Annotated in this window: 26 protein-coding genes; 10 read left to right on the forward strand and 16 right to left on the reverse strand. The window is 48.7% G+C overall.

Features of this window, described 5'->3' with window-relative positions:
• Positions 1–50: 50 nt before the first annotated feature.
• Both FXF61_RS07150 and FXF61_RS07155 read right to left on the reverse strand, forming a co-directional pair.
• A complete protein-coding gene (locus FXF61_RS07150) occupies positions 51–998 on the reverse strand; it encodes an IS5 family transposase (RefSeq protein WP_151183349.1) in 948 nt (315 codons plus the stop codon).
• Positions 999–1,061: 63 nt separating this feature from the next.
• Complete coding sequence (locus FXF61_RS07155) at positions 1,062–2,285, reverse strand: phospholipase D-like domain-containing protein (RefSeq protein ID WP_151186032.1); 1,224 nt, start codon at positions 2,283–2,285, stop codon at positions 1,062–1,064.
• Positions 2,286–2,454: 169 nt separating this feature from the next.
• Between FXF61_RS07155 and hemN the strand changes: the two genes are divergently transcribed.
• Positions 2,455–3,843, forward strand: coding sequence for an oxygen-independent coproporphyrinogen III oxidase (gene hemN, locus FXF61_RS07160; protein WP_151184621.1), 1,389 nt, complete (start codon positions 2,455–2,457; stop codon positions 3,841–3,843).
• A 61-nt stretch (positions 3,844–3,904) separates the two neighbouring features.
• Here hemN and FXF61_RS07165 read toward each other — a convergent pair whose 3' ends face one another.
• Positions 3,905–4,249 carry an EscU/YscU/HrcU family type III secretion system export apparatus switch protein gene (locus tag FXF61_RS07165; RefSeq protein WP_151186033.1) on the reverse strand — a complete coding sequence of 115 codons (345 nt, stop codon included), beginning with the start codon at positions 4,247–4,249 and terminating at the stop codon, positions 3,905–3,907.
• A gap of 224 nt (positions 4,250–4,473) precedes the next feature.
• Here FXF61_RS07165 and FXF61_RS07170 point away from each other — a divergent pair, with 224 nt between their 5' ends.
• The 5 genes from FXF61_RS07170 to FXF61_RS07190 all read left to right on the forward strand — a co-directional run bounded on the left by FXF61_RS07170 (position 4,474) and on the right by FXF61_RS07190 (position 9,318).
• Positions 4,474–5,598 carry a branched-chain amino acid ABC transporter substrate-binding protein gene (locus tag FXF61_RS07170; protein WP_151184622.1) on the forward strand — a complete coding sequence of 375 codons (1,125 nt, stop codon included), beginning with the start codon at positions 4,474–4,476 and terminating at the stop codon, positions 5,596–5,598.
• A gap of 69 nt (positions 5,599–5,667) precedes the next feature.
• Entirely contained in the window at positions 5,668–6,594 is a 927-nt protein-coding gene (gene livH, locus FXF61_RS07175; protein WP_151184623.1) for a high-affinity branched-chain amino acid ABC transporter permease LivH, read from the forward strand.
• On the forward strand, positions 6,594–7,847 hold the full coding sequence (locus FXF61_RS07180; RefSeq protein ID WP_151184624.1) for a high-affinity branched-chain amino acid ABC transporter permease LivM: 1,254 nt from the start codon (positions 6,594–6,596) through the stop codon (positions 7,845–7,847). Before livH ends, FXF61_RS07180 begins: the two co-directional genes overlap by 1 nt.
• Complete coding sequence (gene livG / locus FXF61_RS07185) at positions 7,844–8,611, forward strand: high-affinity branched-chain amino acid ABC transporter ATP-binding protein LivG (RefSeq protein ID WP_151184625.1); 768 nt, start codon at positions 7,844–7,846, stop codon at positions 8,609–8,611. The genes FXF61_RS07180 and livG overlap by 4 nt, the downstream gene beginning before the upstream one ends.
• Before the next feature lie 2 nt (positions 8,612–8,613).
• Positions 8,614–9,318 carry an ABC transporter ATP-binding protein gene (locus FXF61_RS07190; RefSeq protein WP_151184626.1) on the forward strand — a complete coding sequence of 235 codons (705 nt, stop codon included), beginning with the start codon at positions 8,614–8,616 and terminating at the stop codon, positions 9,316–9,318.
• Positions 9,319–9,382: 64 nt separating this feature from the next.
• On the opposite strand, the gene FXF61_RS07195 is transcribed toward FXF61_RS07190, so the two are convergent.
• The 6 genes from FXF61_RS07195 to pyrF form a co-directional block, all read right to left on the reverse strand.
• Entirely contained in the window at positions 9,383–10,354 is a 972-nt protein-coding gene (locus FXF61_RS07195) for a glycosyl transferase family protein (RefSeq protein WP_151184627.1), read from the reverse strand.
• Between the two features lie 112 nt (positions 10,355–10,466).
• Positions 10,467–10,808, reverse strand: coding sequence for a TusE/DsrC/DsvC family sulfur relay protein (locus tag FXF61_RS07200; protein WP_151184628.1), 342 nt, complete (start codon positions 10,806–10,808; stop codon positions 10,467–10,469).
• Positions 10,805–11,107 (reverse strand): sulfurtransferase complex subunit TusB, encoded by a 303-nt coding sequence (gene tusB, locus FXF61_RS07205; protein WP_151184629.1) that lies wholly within the window; start codon positions 11,105–11,107, stop codon positions 10,805–10,807. Before tusB ends, FXF61_RS07200 begins: the two co-directional genes overlap by 4 nt.
• Positions 11,107–11,466 carry a sulfurtransferase complex subunit TusC gene (gene tusC / locus FXF61_RS07210; RefSeq protein ID WP_151184630.1) on the reverse strand — a complete coding sequence of 120 codons (360 nt, stop codon included), beginning with the start codon at positions 11,464–11,466 and terminating at the stop codon, positions 11,107–11,109. The genes tusB and tusC overlap by 1 nt, the downstream gene beginning before the upstream one ends.
• Positions 11,466–11,858, reverse strand: coding sequence for a sulfurtransferase complex subunit TusD (gene tusD / locus FXF61_RS07215; RefSeq protein WP_151184631.1), 393 nt, complete (start codon positions 11,856–11,858; stop codon positions 11,466–11,468). The genes tusC and tusD overlap by 1 nt, the downstream gene beginning before the upstream one ends.
• A 1,475-nt stretch (positions 11,859–13,333) precedes the next feature.
• Positions 13,334–14,023, reverse strand: coding sequence for an orotidine-5'-phosphate decarboxylase (gene pyrF / locus FXF61_RS07220; protein ID WP_151184632.1), 690 nt, complete (start codon positions 14,021–14,023; stop codon positions 13,334–13,336).
• Between the two features lie 259 nt (positions 14,024–14,282).
• Between pyrF and FXF61_RS07225 the strand changes: the two genes are divergently transcribed.
• The 4 genes from FXF61_RS07225 (at position 14,283) to FXF61_RS07240 (ending at position 18,418) form a co-directional block, all read left to right on the forward strand.
• Positions 14,283–14,453 (forward strand): DUF2897 family protein, encoded by a 171-nt coding sequence (locus FXF61_RS07225; RefSeq protein ID WP_151184633.1) that lies wholly within the window; start codon positions 14,283–14,285, stop codon positions 14,451–14,453.
• 237 nt (positions 14,454–14,690) lie between these two features.
• Positions 14,691–14,861: a DUF2897 family protein gene (locus FXF61_RS07230; protein WP_151184634.1), complete on the forward strand. Its 171-nt coding sequence runs from the start codon at positions 14,691–14,693 to the stop codon at positions 14,859–14,861.
• 31 nt (positions 14,862–14,892) lie between these two features.
• Entirely contained in the window at positions 14,893–16,332 is a 1,440-nt protein-coding gene (locus FXF61_RS07235) for a class II fumarate hydratase (RefSeq protein WP_151184635.1), read from the forward strand.
• A gap of 280 nt (positions 16,333–16,612) precedes the next feature.
• Complete coding sequence (locus tag FXF61_RS07240; RefSeq protein ID WP_151184636.1) at positions 16,613–18,418, forward strand: ABC transporter ATP-binding protein/permease; 1,806 nt, start codon at positions 16,613–16,615, stop codon at positions 18,416–18,418.
• A 191-nt stretch (positions 18,419–18,609) separates the two neighbouring features.
• Here FXF61_RS07240 and FXF61_RS07245 read toward each other — a convergent pair whose 3' ends face one another.
• From FXF61_RS07245 to lepB, 7 genes are all read right to left on the reverse strand, one after another.
• Positions 18,610–18,882, reverse strand: coding sequence for a hypothetical protein (locus FXF61_RS07245; protein WP_151184637.1), 273 nt, complete (start codon positions 18,880–18,882; stop codon positions 18,610–18,612).
• 221 nt (positions 18,883–19,103) lie between these two features.
• A complete protein-coding gene (gene pdxJ / locus FXF61_RS07250) occupies positions 19,104–19,850 on the reverse strand; it encodes a pyridoxine 5'-phosphate synthase (protein WP_151184638.1) in 747 nt (248 codons plus the stop codon).
• Positions 19,847–20,536, reverse strand: coding sequence for a DNA repair protein RecO (gene recO / locus FXF61_RS07255; protein WP_151184639.1), 690 nt, complete (start codon positions 20,534–20,536; stop codon positions 19,847–19,849). The genes pdxJ and recO overlap by 4 nt, the downstream gene beginning before the upstream one ends.
• A 54-nt stretch (positions 20,537–20,590) precedes the next feature.
• Positions 20,591–21,490 carry a GTPase Era gene (gene era, locus FXF61_RS07260; RefSeq protein ID WP_151184640.1) on the reverse strand — a complete coding sequence of 300 codons (900 nt, stop codon included), beginning with the start codon at positions 21,488–21,490 and terminating at the stop codon, positions 20,591–20,593.
• A complete protein-coding gene (rnc, locus tag FXF61_RS07265; protein ID WP_151184641.1) occupies positions 21,483–22,178 on the reverse strand; it encodes a ribonuclease III in 696 nt (231 codons plus the stop codon). Before rnc ends, era begins: the two co-directional genes overlap by 8 nt.
• A complete protein-coding gene (locus FXF61_RS07270; RefSeq protein WP_151184642.1) occupies positions 22,175–22,558 on the reverse strand; it encodes a DUF4845 domain-containing protein in 384 nt (127 codons plus the stop codon). Before FXF61_RS07270 ends, rnc begins: the two co-directional genes overlap by 4 nt.
• Before the next feature lie 85 nt (positions 22,559–22,643).
• Positions 22,644–23,495, reverse strand: coding sequence for a signal peptidase I (gene lepB, locus FXF61_RS07275; protein ID WP_151184643.1), 852 nt, complete (start codon positions 23,493–23,495; stop codon positions 22,644–22,646).

A 23,495-nucleotide genomic window follows, 5' to 3' on the forward strand; every position in this document is an offset into this window, starting at 1 on the left:
CTCTTTTAGCCCTTAATTCGCCGTTTTGGCGGATTAAGGGCGCACTAACCCTAAGCCAGCAAGTATTTTCTGCTGATCATGAGGTTCGTTAGTCCTGCTAGCAGGCATAAACGGTTATGGTTTTTATCAAGCCCTTTGTAACGGACTTTGTTATAGCCAAATACGCACTTGATGTAGCGAAACGGATGCTCAACTTTAGCGCGTAGCTTGGCTTTCATTTTTTCAATTTCCTGCTCATTTTCGGTCATGGTTTTACGCTTACTGATTCGAGCACTGATCAGCCAGGCAAGATTTTTGCGCTCTTTGTTTTCCCTGCGTTTTTCAACACCTAGGTATCCAGCATCACCAAATACACGCTTTTCTTCGCCATGTAGAAGGCTTGCAGTCATGGTTACGTCGTGCACATTGGCAGCCGTACTTTCCACGCTATGAATCATACCTGTGACATCATCCACGCCGATATGCATCTTCATGCCAAAGTGCCATTGGTTGCCTTTCTTGCTGGAATGCATTTCTGGGTCGCGCTTGCGGCTTTGATTTTTCGTTGAGCTCGGTGCGGAAATAATGCTGGCATCCACAATGGTGCCTTCGCGAAACAGCAAGCCTTGATGCTGCAAGTGCTTGTTAATTTCCTTCAGAAATAGCTTGCCCAGCCCATGCTTTTCAAGGAAGTGACGGAAGTTTAAAATCGTTGTTTCATCAGGAATATTGTCTGACAAACGCAATCCTGCAAAGCGGCGTATTGATTCAATTTCATACAGCGAATCTTCCAGAGCAGGATCGCTAAGGTTGTAGAACAACTGCAAGCAATGCACACGCAGCATCACACTGAGCGGATAAGGGGGACGCCCCATTTCACCTTTTGGGTAATGCTTAGCGGCGCGATTCTCCAAGCGCTTCCAAGGAATAATGGCATCCATTTTTTCCAAGAAAATCTCACGACGCGTCTTACGCTTTTTGTTCTGGTACTCTGCTTCGGCAAAGGTCAGTTGGCTCATGATTCGGCTCACTGGGCAAAAAAAAGGTCGATGCGGCTATTATCGCAAAAAGTGGGGAGTTATTCAGAGGCTCCTAAAGCGTTTTTTTCGCTTCGCGAGCTTAACTTGTGCTGGATGACGCTGCATCTCATACAAGATCACGCCCGACTCTAGCAAGGCTTTGCGGCGCTTAGCATAGCCGCCATGCACAGCTGTCACGTCAGTGGCTGACAATGAATTGGTCAGCACTTTTACCTCAACACCTTTACGCACCAACCACGCAAAAGCGTCAACACCCGCCTCGGTTGGTACAAAGTAGGGAGAAACCAACTCAACATCGACTTTGGGGTTCCCTATAATGTCCTGAAACTGCTGAATCATCAGCGATTCTTTTTCAGCATTACCCAGACCCTTGCGCGGATCATCGCTGACCATGCGCACTTTGAGCCACTCAAAATCAATGTTGCGCTGCTCAATTTGTCGAATAAAGTCAGACTCACGCAGCGATTCAACATATTGCTGCGCGTCAGCACTGGCCGCAATTCGTTCTGATTGCTGGCGCAACTCGTCTAAGGTCATTGCGTTGCTGCTAGTAACAACGCGCTCCAGCGGATAAGAGGATGCACTGTGCCAGTATTTATCAAAATCATGGGAGACATCTCGCACCGCAGCTCCCACGCTTAAGATATCCAAATCAGCAAACAAGACATCGTCAGTAGCACCAAAATACTCATCACCAATGTTGCGCCCACCAATAATGGTTAGCGAATTATCCGCGGTGAATGACTTGTTATGCATACGTCTGTTTAGGCGATCAAAATCAGTTAGGAACCCCCACCAGCGTGGTTTACGCAGCATAAAAGGGTTAAACAAGCGCACTTCAATGCTTTCATGCTTATTTAGACCAGCCAAAATAGGGTCGGAACCATTGGTATTATTATCATCAAGCAACAAACGCACGCGCACACCACGATCAGCCGCTTCATGCAGCGCCTCAAAGAGCATGGTGCCCGTCATATCACGTCGCCAGATATAATATTGAACATCTAAGCTGCGCTGCGCATGCTTGGCCAGCATCATGCGTGCCGCAAACGCCTCATCGGCTTCTATTAGCGGAAAAATCCCACTTTTTTTGATACCATGCTTGGCCTCAAGTGGAGCTAACGCTTTAGCAAAATAGGTGTCTGCTACCTGCTCTTTTGTATAGGCAGCCGACTGCGTGCGCCCCTCTAAACTGGGCAAGCTGTGACACCCGCTTAGCAACAGAATTAAACCAACCAGGCTCCACTTGATACGTTTGTTTTTCATAAATAATCTTTGCATGGCTACTTATTATTTCGCCCAGTCGTGAAAATTGCCCTAAATCAAGATCTTGTAGGTCTTTTGCCGCAAGTCAGCGCAGTTAGGGTAGTCTAGCGCCATTAACTAACGATCAGCAAAATTGATCTTAATTCGTCTATAAATAGGGGTCTGGCCAATGGAGCAAATGCCAAGCTTTAATCGAGCACTTGTGGAAAAATACGACCGCCCAGGTCCACGATACACTTCATACCCCACAGCGCCACAATTTCATACGGCGTTCGCTACTGATAATTACTGCCAAGCAGCTGAAATCAGTAACACACAAGCGAACCCTAAGTCCTTATCGATTTATATCCATATACCTTTTTGTCAGAGCCTTTGCTATTACTGCGCATGCAATAAGATTATCACGCAAAAAACCAGCCGTGCAGTGGAATACCTAGAGTATTTAAAGAAAGAAATCCACCTACAGGCCAGCTTGTTTGACAAAAAGCGTAGCGTAACTCAGTTGCACCTTGGTGGTGGCACACCCACCTATTTAACTCAAGAACAACTGACTGATTTAATGGATACATTGCACAGCGCATTTAACTTGGACATGAGTGAGCAGCGGCAGTTTTCTTTAGAAATCGACCCGCGTACCATCACACCTGAGCAAGTCAAGCAGCTGCGTGACCTTGGTTTTAATCGCGTTAGCTTTGGCGTGCAAGACTTTGACCCTAAGGTACAACAAGCCGTCAACCGCATTCAAAGCGATGAGCAAGTTCAAGTGCTTATGGATGCAGCGCGGACGGCAGAGTTCCGCTCGATCAGCGTTGATTTAATTTACGGCCTACCACTACAAACGGTTGAAAGTTTTACCACCACGCTGGATAAAATCATTGCAATGCGTCCTGACCGCATTGCCGCGTACAGCTATGCTCATCTGCCTAAACTGGTACGTGCCCAGCGTCTGATTCGTCCTGAAGATATGCCACCGCCAGAGCGTAAGCTCGAGTTGCTCGAACTGACCATTCGCAAACTGTGCAGCGCCGGCTATGTGTATATCGGTATGGATCACTTTGCCCTGCCAGAAGATGAACTGGCGAAAGCGCGCATCAATGATACGCTGCAGCGCAATTTCCAAGGCTACTCAACCCATGCTGACTGCGACCTGATCGGGCTGGGTGTTTCTTCTATCGGTAAAATCGGTGACACCTACAGCCAAAACGTAAAAGAGCTGTCGCAATATTATGCGTATTTGAACAAAGGTGAGTTACCGCTACACCGCGGCTATCAGTTGAATGCAGATGACCGTTTACGCCGCGACGTAATCAGCGAGTTAATGTGCCATAACCGCATTGATATTGCCGCGATCGAGCAGCAACATGCGATTAACTTTAACGAATATTTTGCTGATGCCCTGAGCATGCTGCAAGAACAGGTTGAAGATGGCTTAGTGACTATCAGCGATGAAGCCATTGTGCTGCTAGATCAAGGTAACTTGATGATGCGCAGTGTTGCGATGGCATTTGATGCCTATTTAGGCGTTAAACAACGTGGCGAATTCTCGCGCACGGTTTAACTGCTTCTCCTTACCTGCAGCGCACCTCATGCTCTTGTGCGTTGCAGGCCATACTCTCCCGCTACTTATCTGCATCCAAGTGAAAGGTGTGCAAAATCCGATGCGCTACCGGCGCAAAGATCACACCCAGCGCAGCGACAAACACCAACCCAGCATATAATCCATACACAGCCAGAAACAGCTTCCCTGAGACACTGACTGGCACAGTGATAGTGCCTAAACCAGCCAGTAAAAAAAGCGCATGCATCAAAGCATCGTGCCACGCCATACCTTCAAAAAACATAAAGCCTAATACGCCGATACACACCGAGCCAGCAATCAACAACAACGCGATAATACAATGGCCAATAATGCGCTTATAAAACTGTGTTTTCGGTAAAATAGCCTGATGCTTAGTTTCATACATAGAAGTCACAATTCCTGACCCGTGAGTCAGCAGTTGCTGTCTCGCGTTTCTTTATTAAAAATGCACAAACAATCAACGCTTCTCGCACAAATAACGACTTAATGCCTATATTACACAGTTCCCCTGAAGGCCGAAGTTCTCTACACTGAGACCCGCTGCAGTCCATCCCTTAATCATCGTTAAGAGACGGAACCATAATAAAACTATTAAAAGGTGCCGATTTTATGAGCAAAACAACTCAACGTATCAGCAAACTATTCGCTGCTATGGCTTTAGCTGGCGTTGCTAGCTACTCACTGGCGGCAGAGCCTATTAAAATTGCCCTCGCCGGCCCCGTTACTGGCCCCGTTGCTCAGTATGGTGATATGCAGTCGATGGGTGCTTTAATGGCCATTGAGCAAATCAACAAGGCTGGTGGTGTCAATGGCAGCATGCTCGAAGCCGTCACCTATGATGATGCCTGCGACCCAAAGCAAGCGGTTGCCGTCGCCAATAAAATTATCAATGACGAGATTCGCTTTGTCGTAGGTCATCTGTGCTCTGGCTCAAGTCAACCGGCCGCAGATATTTATGAGGAAGAAGGTATCATGATGATTACCGCCGCTTCCACCACTCCTGAGCTGACCCAAAAAGGCCATACACTGATTTTCCGCACTATTGGCCTTGATACCATGCAAGGACCGACCGCCGGTAAATACGTAGTTGAGCAACTCAAGCCTAAGCGTGCTGCCGTACTACATGACAAGCAACAATACGGTGAAGGCATTGCCACAGCCGTTAAAGAAGCGCTCGATGCTGCAAATATTCCAGTGGCTTTATTTGAAGGTATAACCGCAGGCGATAAAGACTTTTCTGCACTCATTGCAAAAATGAAGAAAGAAGATGTCGACTTTGTTTACTTCGGCGGTTACCACCCAGAAATGGGCATGCTGCTGCGTCAATCCGCTGAAAACAACTTTAGTGCGCGCTTTATGGGCCCAGAAGGTGTCGGTAATAGCGACATTTCTGCGATTGCCGGTGATGCATCAGAAGGCATGTTAGTCACCCTGCCCAAAGCCTTTGATGAAGATCCGAAAAACGCGCACTTAGTTGAAGCCTTTAAAGCGAAAAATCAAGACCCTCGCGGCGCCTTTGTATTCCCTGCGTATGCAGCGGTACAGGTGATGGCTGATGCGATGGTGATCAGCAAGTCGCAAGACCCATTTGAAGTTGCTGATGCACTGCGTAGCAACAGCTTTGATACGCCAACCGGTGTGCTTGAGTTTGATGACAAAGGTGATTTGAAAAACTTCAGCTTTGTTGTTTACGAGTGGCATGCAGACGGCAGCAAAACAGCTCTAACCGAGTAATTTAACTGTCTCAAGCCTCGCCGTTTACTCAGTAGATGTGCGAGGCTGTTGTGTTTGCCGGATACTTTTATGAACGAAGCGTTTTTTTATTTCCTACAACAACTACTTAATGGCCTTACTGTGGGCAGTACTTATGCCCTGATCGCCATTGGCTACACTATGGTTTACGGCATTATTGGCATGATCAACTTCGCGCACGGCGAAGTGTATATGATCGGCAGTTATGTCACATTTATTGCACTGACCGGCTTGGCAATGCTTGGCCTAGAAAGTCTCCCGCTGATGATTTTAGGCGCATTTGCATTGAGTATTATCGTCACCAGTGCCTACGGCTACAGTATTGAACGTATTGCCTATCGCCCACTGCGTGGCAGTCATCGCTTAATCCCTCTGATTTCTGCCATTGGTATGTCGATCCTGCTGCAAAACTTTGTGCGTATTGCCCAAGGTGCGCGCGATGTTGCCATGCCCAGCCTTGTCACAGGTGGTATTACCATTGGTGCTGAAGACAGCTTCTATGCCAGCTTGTCGTATATGCAAATTATTATTTTTGTGACCACCCTGGTCGCCATGATTGCGCTGAGTATTTTTATTTCCCGCTCACGCACCGGACGCGCGTGCCGCGCCTGCTCTGAAGACATCAAAATGACTGGTTTGCTAGGCATCAACAGTAACGCCATTATTGGTATCACCTTTGTCATCGGTGCAGTACTGGCCGCTGTTGCAGGCGTGCTGTTGAGTTTGTATTACGGCGTGGTCAATCCTTACATCGGTTTTATGGCTGGTTTAAAAGCCTTTACTGCTGCTGTTCTAGGTGGCATTGGCAGTATCCCTGGTGCAGTGCTCGGTGGTTTGGTGCTGGGCGTTACTGAAGCCATGACCTCTGGTTATTTGAGCAGCCAGTATAAAGACGCTGTGGCCTTTGCACTGTTAATTCTGATTCTCCTATTTCGCCCGACCGGTATTTTAGGCCGCCCAGAAGTGGAGAAAGTGTGATGCGTTTATATATTAAATCAGCCATTATTTCTGCAGTTGTTGTACTCGTTTTAAGCGCCGTACTGTTAGGTGTGCGCTTAACTCAAGTGGGTACTGAGTTGACCTTAGTTGGCGCTGAGCCTGCGGTACTGTGGAAGATTTTTGCCGCCAGCGCACTGATCTTTTTCTATAACCTGTTTCGTGATCAAGTCGAACGCGTACTTGGGTTGATGCCCAAACCCACCCTGTCTGCGGGCCTGCGTGAAATCAGCCAGCGCCAGTTTATTCAACGCCTGCTGTGGTGCTTTATTATAGCAGCAGCACTGATTTTTCCATTCCTCGGTTCGCGCAGCCAAATTGACTTGGCAACCTTGGTACTGATCTATGTGATGCTGGGTTTAGGTCTGAACATTGTGGTCGGCTTAGCTGGCTTGCTGGATCTGGGTTACGTTGGCTTCTACGCAGTGGGTGCTTACACCTACGCCATGTTAGCAATGTATTTTGGTGTGGGCTTTTGGACAGGCTTAGTCGCTGCAGGGATTATGGCGGCGTTTTTTGGTTTTATATTAGGCTTCCCAGTGTTACGGCTGCGCGGAGACTATCTAGCCATTGTCACCTTAGGCTTCGGTGAGATCATCCGCATCTTACTGAATAACTTTACCGAATTGACTGGCGGCCCACGTGGCATTGGCAATATTCCAAAACCAACACTGTTTAATTTAGAGTTCAGTCGCCGCGCCAGTGAAGGCACACAAACCTTTCATGAGTTTTTCGGCATTGCCTTTAACTCAACGCACCGCGTGATGTTTCTCTATTTGCTGGCGCTGGTTCTAGTTTTGATCACCGTATTTGTGATTAACCGGTTAATCCGCATGCCGATTGGTCGGGCCTGGGAAGCCATGCGCGAAGATGAAATTGCTTGCCGTGCCTTGGGCATGAACCCCACCAATATTAAGCTCAGCGCCTTCACCATTGGTGCTACCTTTGCCGGTTTTGCCGGCAGCTTTTTTGCTGCGCGACAAGGTTTTATCAGCCCTGAGTCATTTACATTTATTGAGTCGGCGATCATTTTAGCCATTGTGGTGCTCGGTGGTATGGGCTCACAAATCGGCGTTATTCTCGCCGCTATTGTGATGACAGTACTACCAGAAATGGCCCGTGAGTTTAATGAATACCGCATGCTGCTATTCGGCTTGATGATGGTCTTAATGATGATTTGGCGACCGCAAGGCTTGCTACCGATGAAGCGTCCGCATCTAGAGTTACAACAATGAGTAAAAATATTTTAGAAGTCTCTGACTTAACCATGCGCTTTGGCGGTTTATTAGCCGTGAACGGTGTCGGCCTGAGTATTAAACAGGGTCAGATTGTTTCAATGATCGGTCCTAACGGTGCAGGAAAAACCACCGTATTTAACTGCTTAACCGGTTTTTATCAGCCCACTAGCGGTAAAATTCTCTTTGCTGGCGAAGAAATCCAAGGCATGCCTGGCTTTAAAATTGCGCGCAAAGGCATGATTCGTACCTTCCAACATGTACGTCTATTTAAAGACATGACCGTGCTAGAAAATCTACTGGTAGCGCAGCATCAGCATCTCAACAACAGCTTGCTCGCTGGCTTATTTAAAACCCGCAGTTATCGCAATGCTGAACAAGAGGCACTGGATAATGCTGCCTATTGGCTAAAAAAAGTCGGGCTTCTCGATGATGCCAACCGTGAAGCGGGCACACTCGCCTACGGCCAACAACGTCGCCTCGAAATTGCCCGCTGCATGGTAACTCGCCCTTCACTGTTAATGCTTGATGAGCCGGCCGCGGGCTTAAACCCCAGCGAAACCGATGGCCTTAAGCAGCTGATTAATGATTTACGCGACAACTATGGCATCAGTGTTTTATTGATTGAGCATGATATGAAACTGGTTATGGATATTTCTGACCACATCACCGTGATCAATCAGGGCACCCCCTTAGCCGCTGGAACGCCCGAACACGTGCGTAATAACCCTGCGGTGATTAAAGCTTATCTGGGTGAGGAATAAACATGCTGGTGATGAACAATGTATGCACCTTTTACGGAAAAATTCAGGCACTGCATGACGTTTCGATTCAAGTAAACCGTGGTGAAATTGTCACCTTGATTGGTGCCAATGGCGCCGGCAAAACCACCCTGATGATGACCTTGTGTGGCGATCCGCAAGCCGCCACTGGCGATATCATTTACGAAGGTCAACCGTTGCGTGGTAAAACGACTGCGCAAATTATGCGCATGGGTATGGCGATTGTGCCGGAAGGTCGGCGCGTATTTTCACGTTTAACCGTGGAAGAGAACCTCGCCATGGGCGCTTTCTTCTGTGATGACAAGCATGTACAGAACGAGCGTTTAGATCGCGTACTGTCACTCTTCCCACGCTTGCATGAGCGTTTTCAGCAGCGCGCTGGCACCATGAGCGGTGGCGAACAGCAGATGCTGGCGATTGGCCGCGCCTTGATGAGTGAGCCGCGCTTATTGTTGCTTGATGAGCCATCGCTGGGTCTTGCACCGATCATTATCCAGCAGATTTTCAAAATTCTAGAACAGCTGCGCAGCGCTGGCGTGACAGTGTTCTTAGTTGAGCAGAACGCCAACCAAGCGTTAAAACTGGCGGACCGCGGTTATGTGATGGAACACGGTCGCATTGTTCTAGAGGATACCGGTGACAACTTACTCAGCAATGAGGCGGTGCGTCAGGCTTACTTAGGCGGCTAATTGATTCACTTAAGCAAAAATAGCGGTGCAAGCCGATTTCGATCCTTGGCACCGCTACATGCCTTTAGTTTAAATGACGATTTTCCCACATCTGTGCAGCCTGACTAAACGCTTCCTCACGATCACGAGCTAAACCACGCAAAGCTAAAGCCATAGTCGCGAGGATGGCTTGTTCGCCATATAAGTCCTGTTCATCACCCTGCCAGACGGCTAATAAGCGCTCCAGCTCTAAAGTGGGCGCTTTCACCTGACGGCCAATTTGTGCAGGCCACTCTTCGCTCCATGCATGTCCATCCGCTGCGCCTAGCAGCTGGTCAGTGACATCGGGACGTACTTCAATTTCCCCACCATCACCTTTGATCACTAAAGCATGATCGCCGAGAATGACGTTGGCTTGCTGGTGCACCTGCTGATAACCTGGATGAAAAACACTCTGCAGGCCACACGTTGCTGACAATGGATTAAGTAAGCGCGCCAATGAATGCACGGGTGAGCGCAAGCCTAAAGTGCTGCGCAAATCGATCATGCGCTGCAAGCGTGGCATCCACACGCTCAAGGGTATAAAAGCAATATTTTGACTTTCAATCTGTTCAGCCACGTCATGCCAAGAGGTACACGAAGCAATGGCTAAGGCGTCAAGAACATCTTCGGCATACATGCGCCCAGCCGTATGACGTCCTCCGCCGTGCAGCAAAATGCGAATACCATTATTAGCTAGGGCTTTGGCAGCCAACATAAACCAAGGTAACTGGCGGCGCTTACCTGCGTACGCTGGCCAATCAATATCAACTGTGATCGCCGGTGCCCTCACCCGCTCACGTACCGCACGAGTAAAGCCGGCCAGCTCTTCTGGTGTTTCTTCTTTAAAACGCAAGAGCATTAAAAAAGCACCGAGCTGCGTGTCTTCGACTTGGCCATCGAGCAACATACCCATCGCTTGATAAGCTTCATCGCCTGTTAGACCACGTGAGCCTTTTTGCCCTTTTCCTAAAATACGCACAAAAGGGGCAAAAGGGTGTTCCTTAGATTCGCTCATCACAGCACTCCAAACCGCTAACATTTTTAGTTTGGATGCAGCATACGTGGTTTAGCCGCGCTAGGCATTAACGCAACTTGATATAGATCAAGATTGAGCGCAAGTCTATCTTTTAAAAGCAATTAGCGGGTTTTGGTAAGCCGGCCAGACGCGCGGCCAGCTTGGCAGGCATGCCGTTAAACAGACCATTGAGATAGAGACTGTTACCTTTCTCTTTACCCAAGTTAAGAGCGACATACTTAACCAAAGCGCGGCTGGCAGGTGATAACTGAAATTGAGCGTAAAACTGCTGCAGCAGATAGAGAATTTCCCAATGCGCATCGCTTAATTCGATGCCTTCACGCTCAGCCAGCGCATGTGCCACTTGCGGCGACCAATCCGCTAAATTACACAGGCAGGCATCTTGATCGAGCGCAATTTCACGCCCATCAATAATTAGTTTATCTGCTCTCATGTCCAACTGATGACCCGCGGGTAATCAACGCACAATGCAACAAAGGCCGGATAATCGAGCATGGATACTGGCATATCAGCACTATCAACCGCTCGTGCCGACACATCTTCCTCTAGCGCATATAAGTGGAACGCACGATCACAGTCCCGCAATTGCTCAGCCGCTGCACTGCCAGCGCGCAAGGCCTGCACCGCTTCACCGCACAGAACAATTCCATCACCAGCAGAAAGCACGCGCAAGCAACTGCTCAGTTGTGCCGTAAGTGCTGGTGAGGCATTTAAAATATGTAAGGTTGTCATTAAAGTGTCACCACATAGTCATGTTGGCGAATAAGCTGTTGTATTTGCTGATCATCCAATTTATCCGCAGCCAGCGCTAAAGGTCTATCCGCTAGACCACGCTGGCTTAAACACTGCTGCGCGACATACAACTGCTCAATGCCGAACATGGGCAAGGCTTGCAAATTGGCCGACAGATCTTTTTGCTCAAGGGTTTGCGGCTGTTGTTGCGCTAACAATTGCAGTACGCCATCATCCATAAACAAGATGCTCAAGGGCAAATCAAAGGCTCCGGCAGCTAAAGCAATGTCTAGGGCTTCTGCAGCACTGACGCCAGCCCAGGGTGCGTGGCGACTGATCAATAAGACTGATTTGGCCATCACTCACCTCCAAAGCTGATCAAGCGATCGGCCTGCTGTAAGCCATCATGCAACTGACCGAGCCCGGACAACTGATAGCCCTCAGCAAGATTCACCGCACCACGCCCAAAGCGTTGTGCTTCGGCTTGATCAAGCACGCCACGGCGTAACGCGGCAGCAATGCAAACCACCGCATCTAACTCATGTTCAGCAATAAAAGCTTGCCACTGCTGGGCAATATCCTGCTGATCTTGCGCAACCACAAGGTTGTTGGATGCGCTCAAAACACCGTCTTGATAGAAAAACACCCGAACAATCTCATGCCCTGCCGCTAGCACCGCTTGGGCAAAACGCAAGGCACGTCGGGTAGAGGGCGCAGCGCTGGAAGACAAGACGTTAATTACAAATTTCATGGCCAATCATCACGCTAAATTTTTGTAAGTTTAACAGATTAGCCTAAGTGCGGTTCTGTCGATTAATTACCCGCACAGCTGTCTTATTGTTTTGCCTGGCTCATAGGTATGTTTTACATTGCCACTAGCAGTGCGGTGCATGCCGTACTCAGGGCTGTTCGTCTGCGCAGAAAAAGAAGAGACTCACGCAAATCTGGCCAACAACACAAATGATCAACGCGTGCTGTGCTGGGTCTGTGGCCAGCGAAGCCAAGGATGGCGTAGCGCCCGCATCGAGCCCTGGATGGGCTCGTTAAGGGAAGAACAGACTTAGCACAGTGCGCAATGCACCTATGATCCGTACAGCCAACTTATGGTCTTATCCACTATATGAAATAGGTTATGCAAAGCGTGTAAGTGCGGTGCATGCCGTACTCCGGGGCAGGTGTTTATCCGTCGATGAACCCATCCTGGGTTCAACTCCGGCGCTACGCATCCCTGCTTCGCTTGTCACACCAACCCCGAAGTACTCGTTGATCAGCGGAGTTGTTTTCACGTCTTCTATAAACTCAAAACAAGCAAAGCCCTGTTTGCATGCACAAGCTCATGTTCTATTCATGCGTTATTAGCCAGCAGTTGTAAAAATGATGAGTAAGCTAGCCACGCAGGGAAAAAAGAGACTCACGTAAATCTAGCCAACAACACAAATGATCAACGCGTGCTGTGCTGGGTCTGTGGCCAGCGAAGCCAAGGATGGCGTAGCGCCCGCATCGAGCCCTGGATGGGCTCGTTAAGGGAAGAACAGACTTAGCACAGTGCGCAATGCACCTATGATCCGTACAGCCAACTTATGGTCTTATCTACTATATGAAATAGGTTATGCAAAGCGTGGTTAAGCGTGGTGCATGCCGTACTCCGGGGCAGGTGTTTATCCGTCGATGAACCCATCCTGGGTTCAACTCCGGCGCTACGCATCCCTGCTTCGCTTGTCACACCAACCCCGAAGTACTCGTTGATCAGCGGAGTTGTTTTCACGTCTTCTATAAACTCAAAACAAGCAAAGCCCTGTTTGCATGCACAAGCTCATGTTCTATTCATGCGTTATTAGCCAGCAGTTGTAAAAATGATGAGTAAGCTAGCCACGCAGGGAAAAAAGAGACTCACGCAAATCCGGTAAACCATACAAATGATCAACGCGTGCTGTGCTGGGTCTGTGGCCAGCGAAGCCATGGATGGCGTAGCGCCCGCATCGAGCCCCGGATGGGCTCGTTAAGGGAAGAACAGACTTAGCGCAGTGCGCAATACACCTATGATCAGTACAGCCAACTTATGGTCTTATCTCATATATGAAATAAGTTATGCAGAGCGTGGTTAAGTGCGGTGCATACCGTACTCCGGATGGCTCGTTAAGGGAAAAACAGACTTAGCGCAGTGCGCATTAAGCCAAACAACACCAAGCAAACTCTACAAGAAACTCACCTACGTTCAAAAGAAACTCACCCCAGCTCTGCCAATATATTGCTTAACGCTTGTGCAGGATCAGCTGCTTGGGTAATGGGGCGGCCAATGACTAAATAATCCGAACCCGCCTGCATTGCTTGTGCGGGCGTAAGAATGCGTTTCTGGTCATCTTGGGCGCTGCCTGCAGGGCGAATTCCAGGGGTAACCAGCTGTCCTGTTGGCCACTGCTGCTTAAGAACACGCGCTTCTTGAGCGGAACAAACCAAGCCATCCAAGCCTGCTTGCTCAGCTATGCCAGCCAAACGCAGCACCTGCTGCTCAGGCGTCACATCTAGCCCAAGACCAGCCAAATCAGATTGCTCCATGCTGGTCAACACAGTAACGCCAATCAATAGCGGCTTAGCACCTGCATGCTGCTCCAACACCTCACGACACGCCTGCATCATTTTTAAGCCGCCAGAGCAATGCACATTGACCATCCACACACCCATTTCAGCCGCTGCTTTGACCGCCATCGCTGTTGTGTTCGGAATATCATGAAATTTAAGATCAAGAAACACCTCAAAACCCAATGCCTGCAGGTGCTCTACAACATGCGGGCCACTGCGGGTGAACAGCTCCTTACCGACTTTAACACGGCACTGCTGTGGGTTTAGACGCTCAGCAAGCGTCAAAGCTTGGGCTGCACTAGGAAAATCTAAGGCGACAACGATTGGACTGGACATGACTGGGGCCTCGTATCAATAAAATGCCGCAGCATTGTAGCCTTCCTCTCGGCAAACTACCGCATCGAGTTAGCTATTGTTGTGATTTTGGCAGTAAAAAGAACTGCTCTTAAACCCACTCAAGGCAAGCAGAATGCTGCGCCCCTAGACTTAGATTATTCTATAGGCCCCTTTTTCACTGTCTGGCGATCTTGCTGATAAAGGTATAGCATCATAATTGTGAGAGCTCACCTCACCTTCAGCATTCTAGGAGGTTGCCATGTCTTGGTATATTTGGTTAATCATCATCCTCGTGTTTGGTTCGCTTATTGCTGGCTTACTGCGTTTACGCAATAGCGCAGATGAAATGCCGATCGATAAACACAAGCTAGAATTAATGCGTAAAAACAATGCCGAAATGCAAATAGCAGATCGTCTACAAGACGACTAGCTCCCAGCACAACACTAGAGATGTGTTATATCTCGGATAGAAATGGAGAGCCTAGATCAGAGAAGTTCCCACTAACATTGCTGGAGACACAAACACAGCGCAGCAAAATGAACTGTGTCATGGACTGACATCTGCTGTCATTAGCCGCTGTGTTTGTGTTGGCCCAGATTAAAACACTCATCTGCACATAAAGGCAGGCGAGCCACTTTCACACCTAGAGCGTTTTTGGAGCTCTCTATGCCTTGGTATATCTGGTTATTAATTGCTCTGGTGTTTGGCTCAGTTGCTGGCAGCCTACTGCTGCTGCGTGATACAGCGGATAAAATGCCTATCAGTGAAGACAAGCTGAAAATAATGCAACAGCGCAATGCTGAGCTTGAAGCACAAAAACGCAAAAAAGAGCTTTAATCCATCCCATCCACACCACTGGAGATTTGTTATGTCCCGTACAGAAACCGACAGTTTAGGTGCCATTGAGGTCCCCGCTAACGCTTACTGGGGGGCACAAACGCAGCGCTCTAAGCAAAATTTTGCAATTGGCTCTCAACCAATGCCGCTGGCCGTAGTGCATGCCTTAGCTCAAGTTAAAAAAGCCGCAGCACGAGTCAATGCTCGCTTAGGTGAACTGCCAGAAGAGATTGCTGCGCTGATCGAGCAAGCCGCTGATGAAGTAATTAGCGGTCAACTCAATGAGCACTTTCCTTTAGCGGTTTGGCAAACTGGCAGTGGCACGCAAAGCAATATGAACGTCAATGAAGTCATTGCTGGCCGCGCCAATGAAATTGCAGGCCAAGGCCGTGGCGGTAAGTCACCCGTTCACCCTAATGACCATGTAAACCGCGCGCAAAGCTCAAATGACTGTTTCCCAACCGCGATGCACATTGCGGCACTGCAAGCGATTGAGCATGACTTATTCCCAGCTGTAAAAATACTGCGTGATGGTATCAATGAAAAAGCCGAGCATTATGCTGATTTAGTCAAAACAGGCCGCACCCATATGATGGATGCCACGCCTGTAACCTTTGGCCAAGAACTCTCAGCCTTTGTTGCCCAGCTGGATTACGCTACGCGCGCCATTCAAGCAACTTTGCCCGCTGTTGCTGAGCTTGCCCAAGGTGGTACAGCAGTGGGTACAGGCCTCAATGCCAATGCTAATTTTGCCGAAAATATTGCTCATGAACTGGCCTCTGCAACCAAACTGCAGCTAACCTCTGCACCCAACAAATTTGCTGCATTAGCCGGCCACGAGCCATTAGTCAGCTTATCCGGTGGTTTAAAAACGCTGGCAGTGGCATTGATGAAAATCGCCAATGACCTACGCCTACTCGGTTCAGGACCGCGAGCAGGTTTTGCTGAAGTGCTGTTACCGGCTAACGAACCTGGTAGTTCAATTATGCCTGGCAAAGTCAACCCAACGCAGTGTGAAGCACTGTCGATGCTGGCCTGCCAAGTCATGGGCAATGATGTCACCATCAATATCGCTGCTAGCCACGGCCACCTACAGCTCAACGTATTTAAGCCAGTTATTATTCACAACATTCTTGAATCCATTGAGTTAATGGCCGATGGCTGCCGCAACTTTCAAGAGCATTGCATCGAAGGTATGCAGGCCAATGAGCAACAAATGGCCGATCACCTAGAAAATGGTTTAATGCTGGTGACCGCATTGAATCGCCATATCGGTTACGACAATGCAGCAGAAATCGCTAAAAAAGCCTACGAAGAAAACCTCACGCTGCGCGCAGCAGCCATTGAATTAGGCCTAGTGACTGATGAGCAATTTAGCCAATGGGTGCGCCCAGAGGACATGCTGCATCCCACTCCAAGCCAAAACAAAACAACCCAGGGCTCAAGCACGCCTCGTAGAAGCTGGCCATAACAGCTCGATTTGAGTAGTGCAGCAGACAAGGGCGGGTATTTTCATATCCGCCCTTGTGCATTTACAGCGTATAAGCCATGGACCGAAAATCACAATGCACCTTCTTGTGCCTGCTCAGGTTTTTGCACGTAATAACACAGAATAAGGCATGCCTTGACAGCCTAGGGCTGAAATTGCGTTTCTTTGCTAGCCGCTACGGTAAACTACTTGATGCTATGAACCCAGCCATCTAGGCGTTGTATACGACGCCTCGTTGTTTTGTGACTAAAAAGGAACATCTGTGCGCCCTTCCAGCGATAATAACTACCCAGAGCAACACAAACCCAACTGGAAAATCATTGCCGGCCTATGGCCCTACCTCGCTGAATTCCGAGGCCGAGTAGTCTTAGCAGTCACTATGCTAATCCTCGCTAAAGTCGCCACGGTATCGACACCAATTGCCCTCAAATACATTATCGACTACCTAGACCAAAATCGCGGTGCTGACATGCTGCTATGGTTTCCGTTTATGTTGGTTTTGGCCTATGGTGCGCTACGCTTTGGTAGCACACTATTTAGCGAGATGCGCGATGCCATCTTCGCTCGAGTTGCTGAGCGCGCCATGCGGCGAGTGTCACTGCGCGTCTTTCGTCATTTGCACAACCGTGAGCTGGCCTTTCATCTGGATCGTAAAACCGGTGGTTTAGCGCGCGACATCGAGCGCGGCACCAATGGCATCAGTTTTCTGCTGCGTTTTACTTTGTTTAATATCGTACCGACACTGCTTGAAATCGTCATGGTCACAGGCATTTTATTGGTCGCCTTTAACGTCAGCTACGTGCTCGCCATACTGGTATCGGTCATTGTATTTGTGGTGTTTTCAATTCGCGTCACCGAATGGCGTACCGCTTTTGTGCGTGAAGCTAACAGCCGCGATAATCAGTCCAACTCGCGCGCAATCGACAGCTTACTCAACTACGAAACCGTTAAGTACTTCAACAACGAACGCTTTGAAGCCGAGCAGTACGATGAAGATCTTAAACTGTGGGAGCAAGCGCGGCTAAAAAACCGCTTGTCCATGGCAGCACTCAATACCGGCCAAGCATTTATTATCGGTACCTCACTGATTGTTATCATGGCCATGGCGGTAAGTGAAGTTGCCAGCGGGCAAATGACACTGGGGGATTTCACCATGGTCAACGCCTACCTGATCCAGTTGTTTATTCCGCTGAACGCATTGGGTTTTGTCTACCGTGAGATTCGTCAGTCGCTGGTCAATGTCGAGCGCCTGTTCGCCCTGCTCGGTGATAAACCGGCGATTGAAGATGCTGATGATGCTAAAGCGCTGACGGTTACTAACGGTGCAATACAATTTTGCGATGTGCACTTCAGCTACCAGCCGCAACGGGCCATTCTAAAGGGTGTGAATATCACCATACCAGCCGGCCATACTGTGGCGGTCGTTGGCTCGAGCGGTGCTGGCAAATCAACGTTAGCACGGTTGCTATTTCGTTTTTATGATGTGGACAGTGGCAGTATCCGCATCGACGGTCAGGATTTACGGCATATCACACAAGACAGCCTGCGCACGGCCATCGGTGTTGTGCCGCAAGATACCGTGCTATTTAACGACACCTTGTACAACAATCTAGCCTACGGTCGTCCCGGCGCTAGCCAGGCTGAAGTCCATCATGCTGCCCAGCAGGCGCACCTAGAAGAGTTCATCAGTAATCTGCCTGATGGCTATGACACCAAAGTGGGTGAACGTGGACTGAAATTATCTGGCGGTGAAAAACAACGGGTTGCCATTGCCCGAGTGCTGCTGAAAAACCCACCGCTTCTGATTCTTGATGAAGCCACCTCATCGCTGGACTCTATTTCTGAACAGGCGATTTTGGATGCGTTGAACGAAGTCAGTCGTCAGCGAACGACGCTGGTGATCGCACACCGTTTATCGACCGTGCGTGACGCCGATACTATTTTAGTCATGGATCAAGGTGAGATTGTCGAAAGTGGCAGCCACAACGCGCTGCTGGCACACGACGGTTACTACGCAAGACTCTGGCTGCAACAGCAACATAGCGCTGAAGGGCCTGAAATGGCATAAGCCATCACCTGTAGGGGCAATGCGGGCTTGCGGCTGCTATGTTTTTGCGTGGCGCATTGTATTGATTAAATCGCGGGCACAAGTGCCCGCCCTACGGTACTGCAGACGCACCGCAAATCCGCAATAAACGGCAGGGTGGGCATTTATGCCCACGGCCTGTAATCGCGGGCACAAGCGCCTACTCCTATGCTTTAAATAACGCGATGAAATGGGTATGTATGAGCGTCATTATCCACGACTGCGAACGAATCAATTGGGCTGTCTAATGCTGCAGAACTTTGTCCTTGCGGAGCGAAAACACCAATAAAAACAAAGGTCAAAACAACTATAAACATTGCAACAAGACCCACGATAGCACCGAGTGCGTGACGCAAGGCCACATGCACTGTTGGCAGTTGCTTAACCGCATACAACCAAGCTCCAACGAGCGCGGCGAACGACAATACGCTTGCTAAAATTTCCAACTCAATACTCCCTCACGACTGTCTCGCAACATTGTTAGCGTCTAAACGCATAGTTCATTTTATATCGATTATTAAACGCAAGGATGAGGCCTGCAGCACGACTTTTCCTGTCTCACAACTCGATAGCATTTAGCCTGTGTGCGTGATGCTGACCGAGCCTCTACTTAGCCTGTCAGACTCTAAACAGTTACTGCAGTACCAGTAAATAATCCGCTAACGATTTAACCGCGTGCAGCTGCAGCGACAATCAAGGCCTTCATCTCAGCAACTGCAGCGGAAAAGCCGACAAACAACGCATGCGCAATAATCGCATGGCCGATATTAAGCTCATTAATGCCTGCAATCGCAGCAATCGGCTCAACATTATGGTAGTGCAAACCATGCCCGGCGTTGACCACTAAACCCTGTTTTAAGGCAAAGGCCGCAGCCTTACGAATAATCTCCAACTGCACAGCATGTTCAGCTGCGTTGACTGCATCAGCATAATGACCGGTATGCAACTCAATGGTGGTCGCACCAACCCGCTTAGCAGCTAAAATTTGCTGCTCATCGGCATCAACAAATAGCGACACATCACAACCCACCACCTGCAAACGCTCTACCGCAGCAGCAATGCGTGCTTCCTGAGCAGTCACATCTAAACCGCCCTCGGTGGTCAGTTCCTCACGGGTTTCTGGCACAAGGCACACATGCTCAGGGCGAATCTCTTCAGCAAGTCGCAACATCGCTTCGGTGACACCCATTTCAAAATTCATCGGCGTCTGCATCACCTCTCGCAGCAAACGTATATCACGCTCCTGAATATGGCGGCGATCTTCACGCAAATGTACGGTAATGCCGTCCGCCCCTGCTTGCTCGGCATCCAGCGCAGCCTTAACAGGATCAGGGTAGCGTGTGCCACGCGCCTCACGCACAGTAGCAATATGATCAATATTAACGCCCAACAAAATACGCTTATTCAAATTCATGACACAGACCCCTTTTGTGCTAAAAATAATTCACGACTCATTAATGGACGTCCACCTAAATGTGCCGCCAGTGCCTGACGCATCAAACGCTTGGCCGTATGTAAAACACTCGGCTGCTGCCAATCAGTTGATGTCAACGCTAAGATATCTGCGCCTAAAAACACACCTGGACGAAATTGCGACACTGCTTCAAAGCCGTTTTCAGGTAACAGACGATACAACATTTGCGCATCCAATGCCTGCCCTGCGACATCCATTTCAAAGGAAAAGCCATAACCCAGCTGTTCAAGTAAGCGCCATTCAAAGGTACGCAGCAAGGGCTCAACCGGCAACGCATGCGCTAAACCTTGCACAGTTAAGCCATAATGCTCAAACAATAACGGCTGTGGATCATTTAGGGGCAGCAAGCGCAGCAACAATTCATTGAGGTACAGAGCACAAAACAGCGCCTGCCCTTGCAAGAAATTAAACTCGCCGGCGGGTTCGATACGGCTGATGGTTTTTAATTCACTGCGCCCACGCAGTTCAACATCCAGCACAGAAAATGGTCGTGCGACACTGCCCAGCTTGCCGCGTGCCCCGCGCAAAACCGCGCGCAAGCGCCCTTCTGGGGTAAATACATCCATTAATGCGCTGGTTTCTTTATACGGGCGGCTGTGCAAAATAAACGCTAACGACGACTGCATAATTCAGCCTCTAAAAGACACGTACTCTAGGACAGAGCACGTGCCCTGCAGGTTTCAATATTCTTGATAACCCAATGAACGCAAGGCGCGCTCATCATCAGACCAGCCGCCTTTCACTTTAACCCATAAGTTGAGCATGATCTTGGAGCCAAACATGGTTTCCATATCTTTACGGGCTTCTTGACCAATACGCTTAATGCGCTCGCCTTTATCGCCAATAATGATTCTTTTCTGACCATCGCGCTCAACTAGAATCAGCGCATGGATATGCAAAATACGTCCATCTTGCTTAAATTCTTCAATTTCAACAGTAATTTGATACGGCAGCTCAGCACCCAATTGGCGCATGATTTTTTCACGCACCAGTTCAGCAGCTAAGAAGCGGCTGGAGCGATCAGTGATTTGATCTTCTGGAAAGAAATGCTCGCTCTCAGGCAAAAAATCTGCGACTAAGTGCTCAAGCGTATCCAAGTTATGGCCATGCAGTGCCGACATCGGCACTATTTGCGCATTGGGTAATTTCTCAGCGAGCCACTCTAAGTGTGCTAATAACTGACTTTTATCTTCCAAACGATCTGCTTTGTTCACCGCAATAATCAGCGGACAGGTCAGGTGCTGAATACGCTCAAAAACCATTTCATCTTCTTCGGTCCAACGCATGCGATCAACCACAAAAATTGCCACATCGATGTCTTTCAATGCGGTTAACGCACTGCGATTCATAAAGCGATTAAGCGCGGTCTGACCGCCAATATGTAAACCTGGGGTATCCACATAAATTGCTTGAACTGCACCTTCGGTTTTAATGCCGAGCATATTGTGGCGCGTGGTTTGCGGCTTACGCGAGGTGATCGCCAGTTTTTGTCCGAGGATATGATTAACCAGTGTGGATTTGCCCACATTCGGACGCCCCACCACAGCGACATAGCCGCAACGTGTTACTTGTTCAGTCATGCTGATGATTACTCTCTATACCCAATGCCACCAATGCTAGAGACGCTGCTACTTGTTCAGCAATACGTCGACTGGCGCCCTGGCCGCGGGTTTTTTCATTAAGTAAGCTCACTTGGCACTCCACAAAAAATGTGCGGCAGTGCGGCTCGCCTTGAATATCAACCACATCATACAGCGGTAAATCGCTGCCGCGTGATTGTAAAAACTCTTGCAAGCGGGTTTTCGGGTCTTTATTGGTATCGACTAGGGTCAGCTCAGAGAAGTGCTGCTCAAGCCAAGCCAACACGCGTTCGCGTGCCACTTCCATACCTGAATCCAAATAAATGGCACCAATGATGGCTTCAGTGGTATCCGCTAAAATCGAATCACGACGAAAACCACCACTTTTTAACTCTCCTGAGCCCAAGCGCAAGTACTCACCAAGACCGAAACCACGCGCTAATACAGCCAAGGTTTCACCTTTGACTAAACGCGACCGCAAACGGGATAACTGGCCTTCTTTGGCCTGCGGGAAGTGATGAAATAGTGCTTCACCGGCGACAAAATTCAAAATAGCATCGCCTAAAAACTCTAAACGCTCATTATTGCGCCCGGCAAAACTGCGATGGGTTAGCGCTAATGTGAGTAAACTAGCATCTTTAAATGTGTAGCCAATTTTTCGCTGTAAAATCTTTATCGAATCACTCACTTGGCACGCACACGATATTCTTTATCAAAGGTCACCACCAGATCAATATTCTTAATAAGCGACTCGCGCTTTTCATACTTCAGATGCACTAGGAAGTCATTGTTATTTTGTGTGACTTCAATAATGTCATCCATTTTTAAATCACGAATGCTATTGACCTGCATGCTCTTACTAATATGGTTATAGAAATCACCGACTGTATCAATTTTATCGCCGGTTGCTTTATCTTCCTCGACTGCCAAAATTGCTTTTTCAAGCGCTTTATTGTCCATGTAATGCGGTATTAACTTAAACGCAGCACTGGCAAAAAAGGCAATCAATACCAATATGACCAGCCAGCTAAAAAAAGATGCACCCCGTTGTGCTCGAATATTCTGCATAGCAACCTCTGTTTTTAGTAATGCTTGTGCACTTTAACTGATCATACGGCTGTAGTATGAGTGCATAACGCACGCTTACAGTTTTTTAATGAATTAAACCAACACGGCTGAGACTTGGCAATACACTAAATTTAGGATCGGCCCAAGTGAGCCAAATCGCAAAGGCTTTGCCGACAATATACTCATCGGGCACCATGCCTTGCAGCTCAGGTGGGATGCTAGGGTCATCCCAATAGCGACTGTCTTTTGAATTATCGCGGTTATCGCCCATGGTAAAATAATGACCGGCTGGCACCTTCCACTCCCGCGTCGGCTCGATGCGGCGGCGTATTTCCTTGCGGGTAAAATGCTCCGATTCGCCCAGCATTTCTGTGTACAAACCTGCACTGCCTAAACTGCCAGGCTCTTCGCCTAAGAACCGCTCAGCAACGGGCTGTCCATTGACAAAAATACGCTTTTCTGAGGTATAGGTAATGGTATCGCCCGGCAAACCAACTACGCGTTTAATGTAATTAATGCGCGTATCTTCTGGGTATTTAAAGACCATAACATCACCGCGTTTTGGATCATTGATAGGAATGATTTTCTTATCAATAACGGGCAAACGAATGCCGTAAGAAAACTTATTAACTAGGATAAAATCACCCACCTCAAGCGTTGGGATCATTGAACCTGAAGGGATTTGAAAAGGCTCAACAATAAATGAGCGCAAAACAAATACCACTGCCAGTACCGGAAAAAATGACTTTCCATACTCAATCAGCAGCGGCTCTTTGCTTAAGCGCTCGCGCACCTCAGAATTGAGCGCTACCGCATCTTTTTCGTACTGAGCAACAGCTGCGCGGCGACGCGGCGCAAAATACACTGCATCGAGCAAGGCTAAAAACCCAGTTACCGCAACCGCAACAACCAATATCAATGGAAAATCAAATGCCAT

The sequence above is a fragment of the Pseudomonas sp. C27(2019) genome (assembly GCF_008807395.1).
In the GTDB taxonomy this organism is placed as follows: domain Bacteria; phylum Pseudomonadota; class Gammaproteobacteria; order Pseudomonadales; family Pseudomonadaceae; genus Denitrificimonas.

Excerpts from the sequence above, each read along its gene's own strand:
- FXF61_RS07155 (WP_151186032.1), bottom strand. The coding sequence starts at position 2,285 with ATGAAAAACAAACGTATCAAGTGGAGCCTGGTTGGTTTAATTCTGTTG.
- FXF61_RS07170 (WP_151184622.1), top strand. The coding sequence starts at position 4,474 with ATGAGCAAAACAACTCAACGTATCAGCAAACTATTCGCTGCTATGGCT.
- FXF61_RS07270 (WP_151184642.1), bottom strand. The coding sequence starts at position 22,558 with ATGCAGAATATTCGAGCACAACGGGGTGCATCTTTTTTTAGCTGGCTG.
- era (WP_151184640.1), bottom strand. The coding sequence starts at position 21,490 with ATGACTGAACAAGTAACACGTTGCGGCTATGTCGCTGTGGTGGGGCGT.
- recO (WP_151184639.1), bottom strand. The coding sequence starts at position 20,536 with ATGCAGTCGTCGTTAGCGTTTATTTTGCACAGCCGCCCGTATAAAGAA.
- lepB (WP_151184643.1), bottom strand. The coding sequence starts at position 23,495 with ATGGCATTTGATTTTCCATTGATATTGGTTGTTGCGGTTGCGGTAACT.
- FXF61_RS07195 (WP_151184627.1), bottom strand. The coding sequence starts at position 10,354 with ATGAGCGAATCTAAGGAACACCCTTTTGCCCCTTTTGTGCGTATTTTA.
- FXF61_RS07180 (WP_151184624.1), top strand. The coding sequence starts at position 6,594 with ATGCGTTTATATATTAAATCAGCCATTATTTCTGCAGTTGTTGTACTC.
- FXF61_RS07225 (WP_151184633.1), top strand. The coding sequence starts at position 14,283 with ATGTCTTGGTATATTTGGTTAATCATCATCCTCGTGTTTGGTTCGCTT.
- FXF61_RS07190 (WP_151184626.1), top strand. The coding sequence starts at position 8,614 with ATGCTGGTGATGAACAATGTATGCACCTTTTACGGAAAAATTCAGGCA.
- hemN (WP_151184621.1), top strand. The coding sequence starts at position 2,455 with ATGGAGCAAATGCCAAGCTTTAATCGAGCACTTGTGGAAAAATACGAC.
- pdxJ (WP_151184638.1), bottom strand. The coding sequence starts at position 19,850 with ATGAATTTGAATAAGCGTATTTTGTTGGGCGTTAATATTGATCATATT.
- FXF61_RS07230 (WP_151184634.1), top strand. The coding sequence starts at position 14,691 with ATGCCTTGGTATATCTGGTTATTAATTGCTCTGGTGTTTGGCTCAGTT.
- FXF61_RS07235 (WP_151184635.1), top strand. The coding sequence starts at position 14,893 with ATGTCCCGTACAGAAACCGACAGTTTAGGTGCCATTGAGGTCCCCGCT.
- livG (WP_151184625.1), top strand. The coding sequence starts at position 7,844 with ATGAGTAAAAATATTTTAGAAGTCTCTGACTTAACCATGCGCTTTGGC.
- FXF61_RS07165 (WP_151186033.1), bottom strand. The coding sequence starts at position 4,249 with ATGTATGAAACTAAGCATCAGGCTATTTTACCGAAAACACAGTTTTAT.
- tusB (WP_151184629.1), bottom strand. The coding sequence starts at position 11,107 with ATGACAACCTTACATATTTTAAATGCCTCACCAGCACTTACGGCACAA.
- pyrF (WP_151184632.1), bottom strand. The coding sequence starts at position 14,023 with ATGTCCAGTCCAATCGTTGTCGCCTTAGATTTTCCTAGTGCAGCCCAA.
- tusC (WP_151184630.1), bottom strand. The coding sequence starts at position 11,466 with ATGGCCAAATCAGTCTTATTGATCAGTCGCCACGCACCCTGGGCTGGC.
- tusD (WP_151184631.1), bottom strand. The coding sequence starts at position 11,858 with ATGAAATTTGTAATTAACGTCTTGTCTTCCAGCGCTGCGCCCTCTACC.
- livH (WP_151184623.1), top strand. The coding sequence starts at position 5,668 with ATGAACGAAGCGTTTTTTTATTTCCTACAACAACTACTTAATGGCCTT.
- FXF61_RS07150 (WP_151183349.1), bottom strand. The coding sequence starts at position 998 with ATGAGCCAACTGACCTTTGCCGAAGCAGAGTACCAGAACAAAAAGCGT.
- FXF61_RS07200 (WP_151184628.1), bottom strand. The coding sequence starts at position 10,808 with ATGAGAGCAGATAAACTAATTATTGATGGGCGTGAAATTGCGCTCGAT.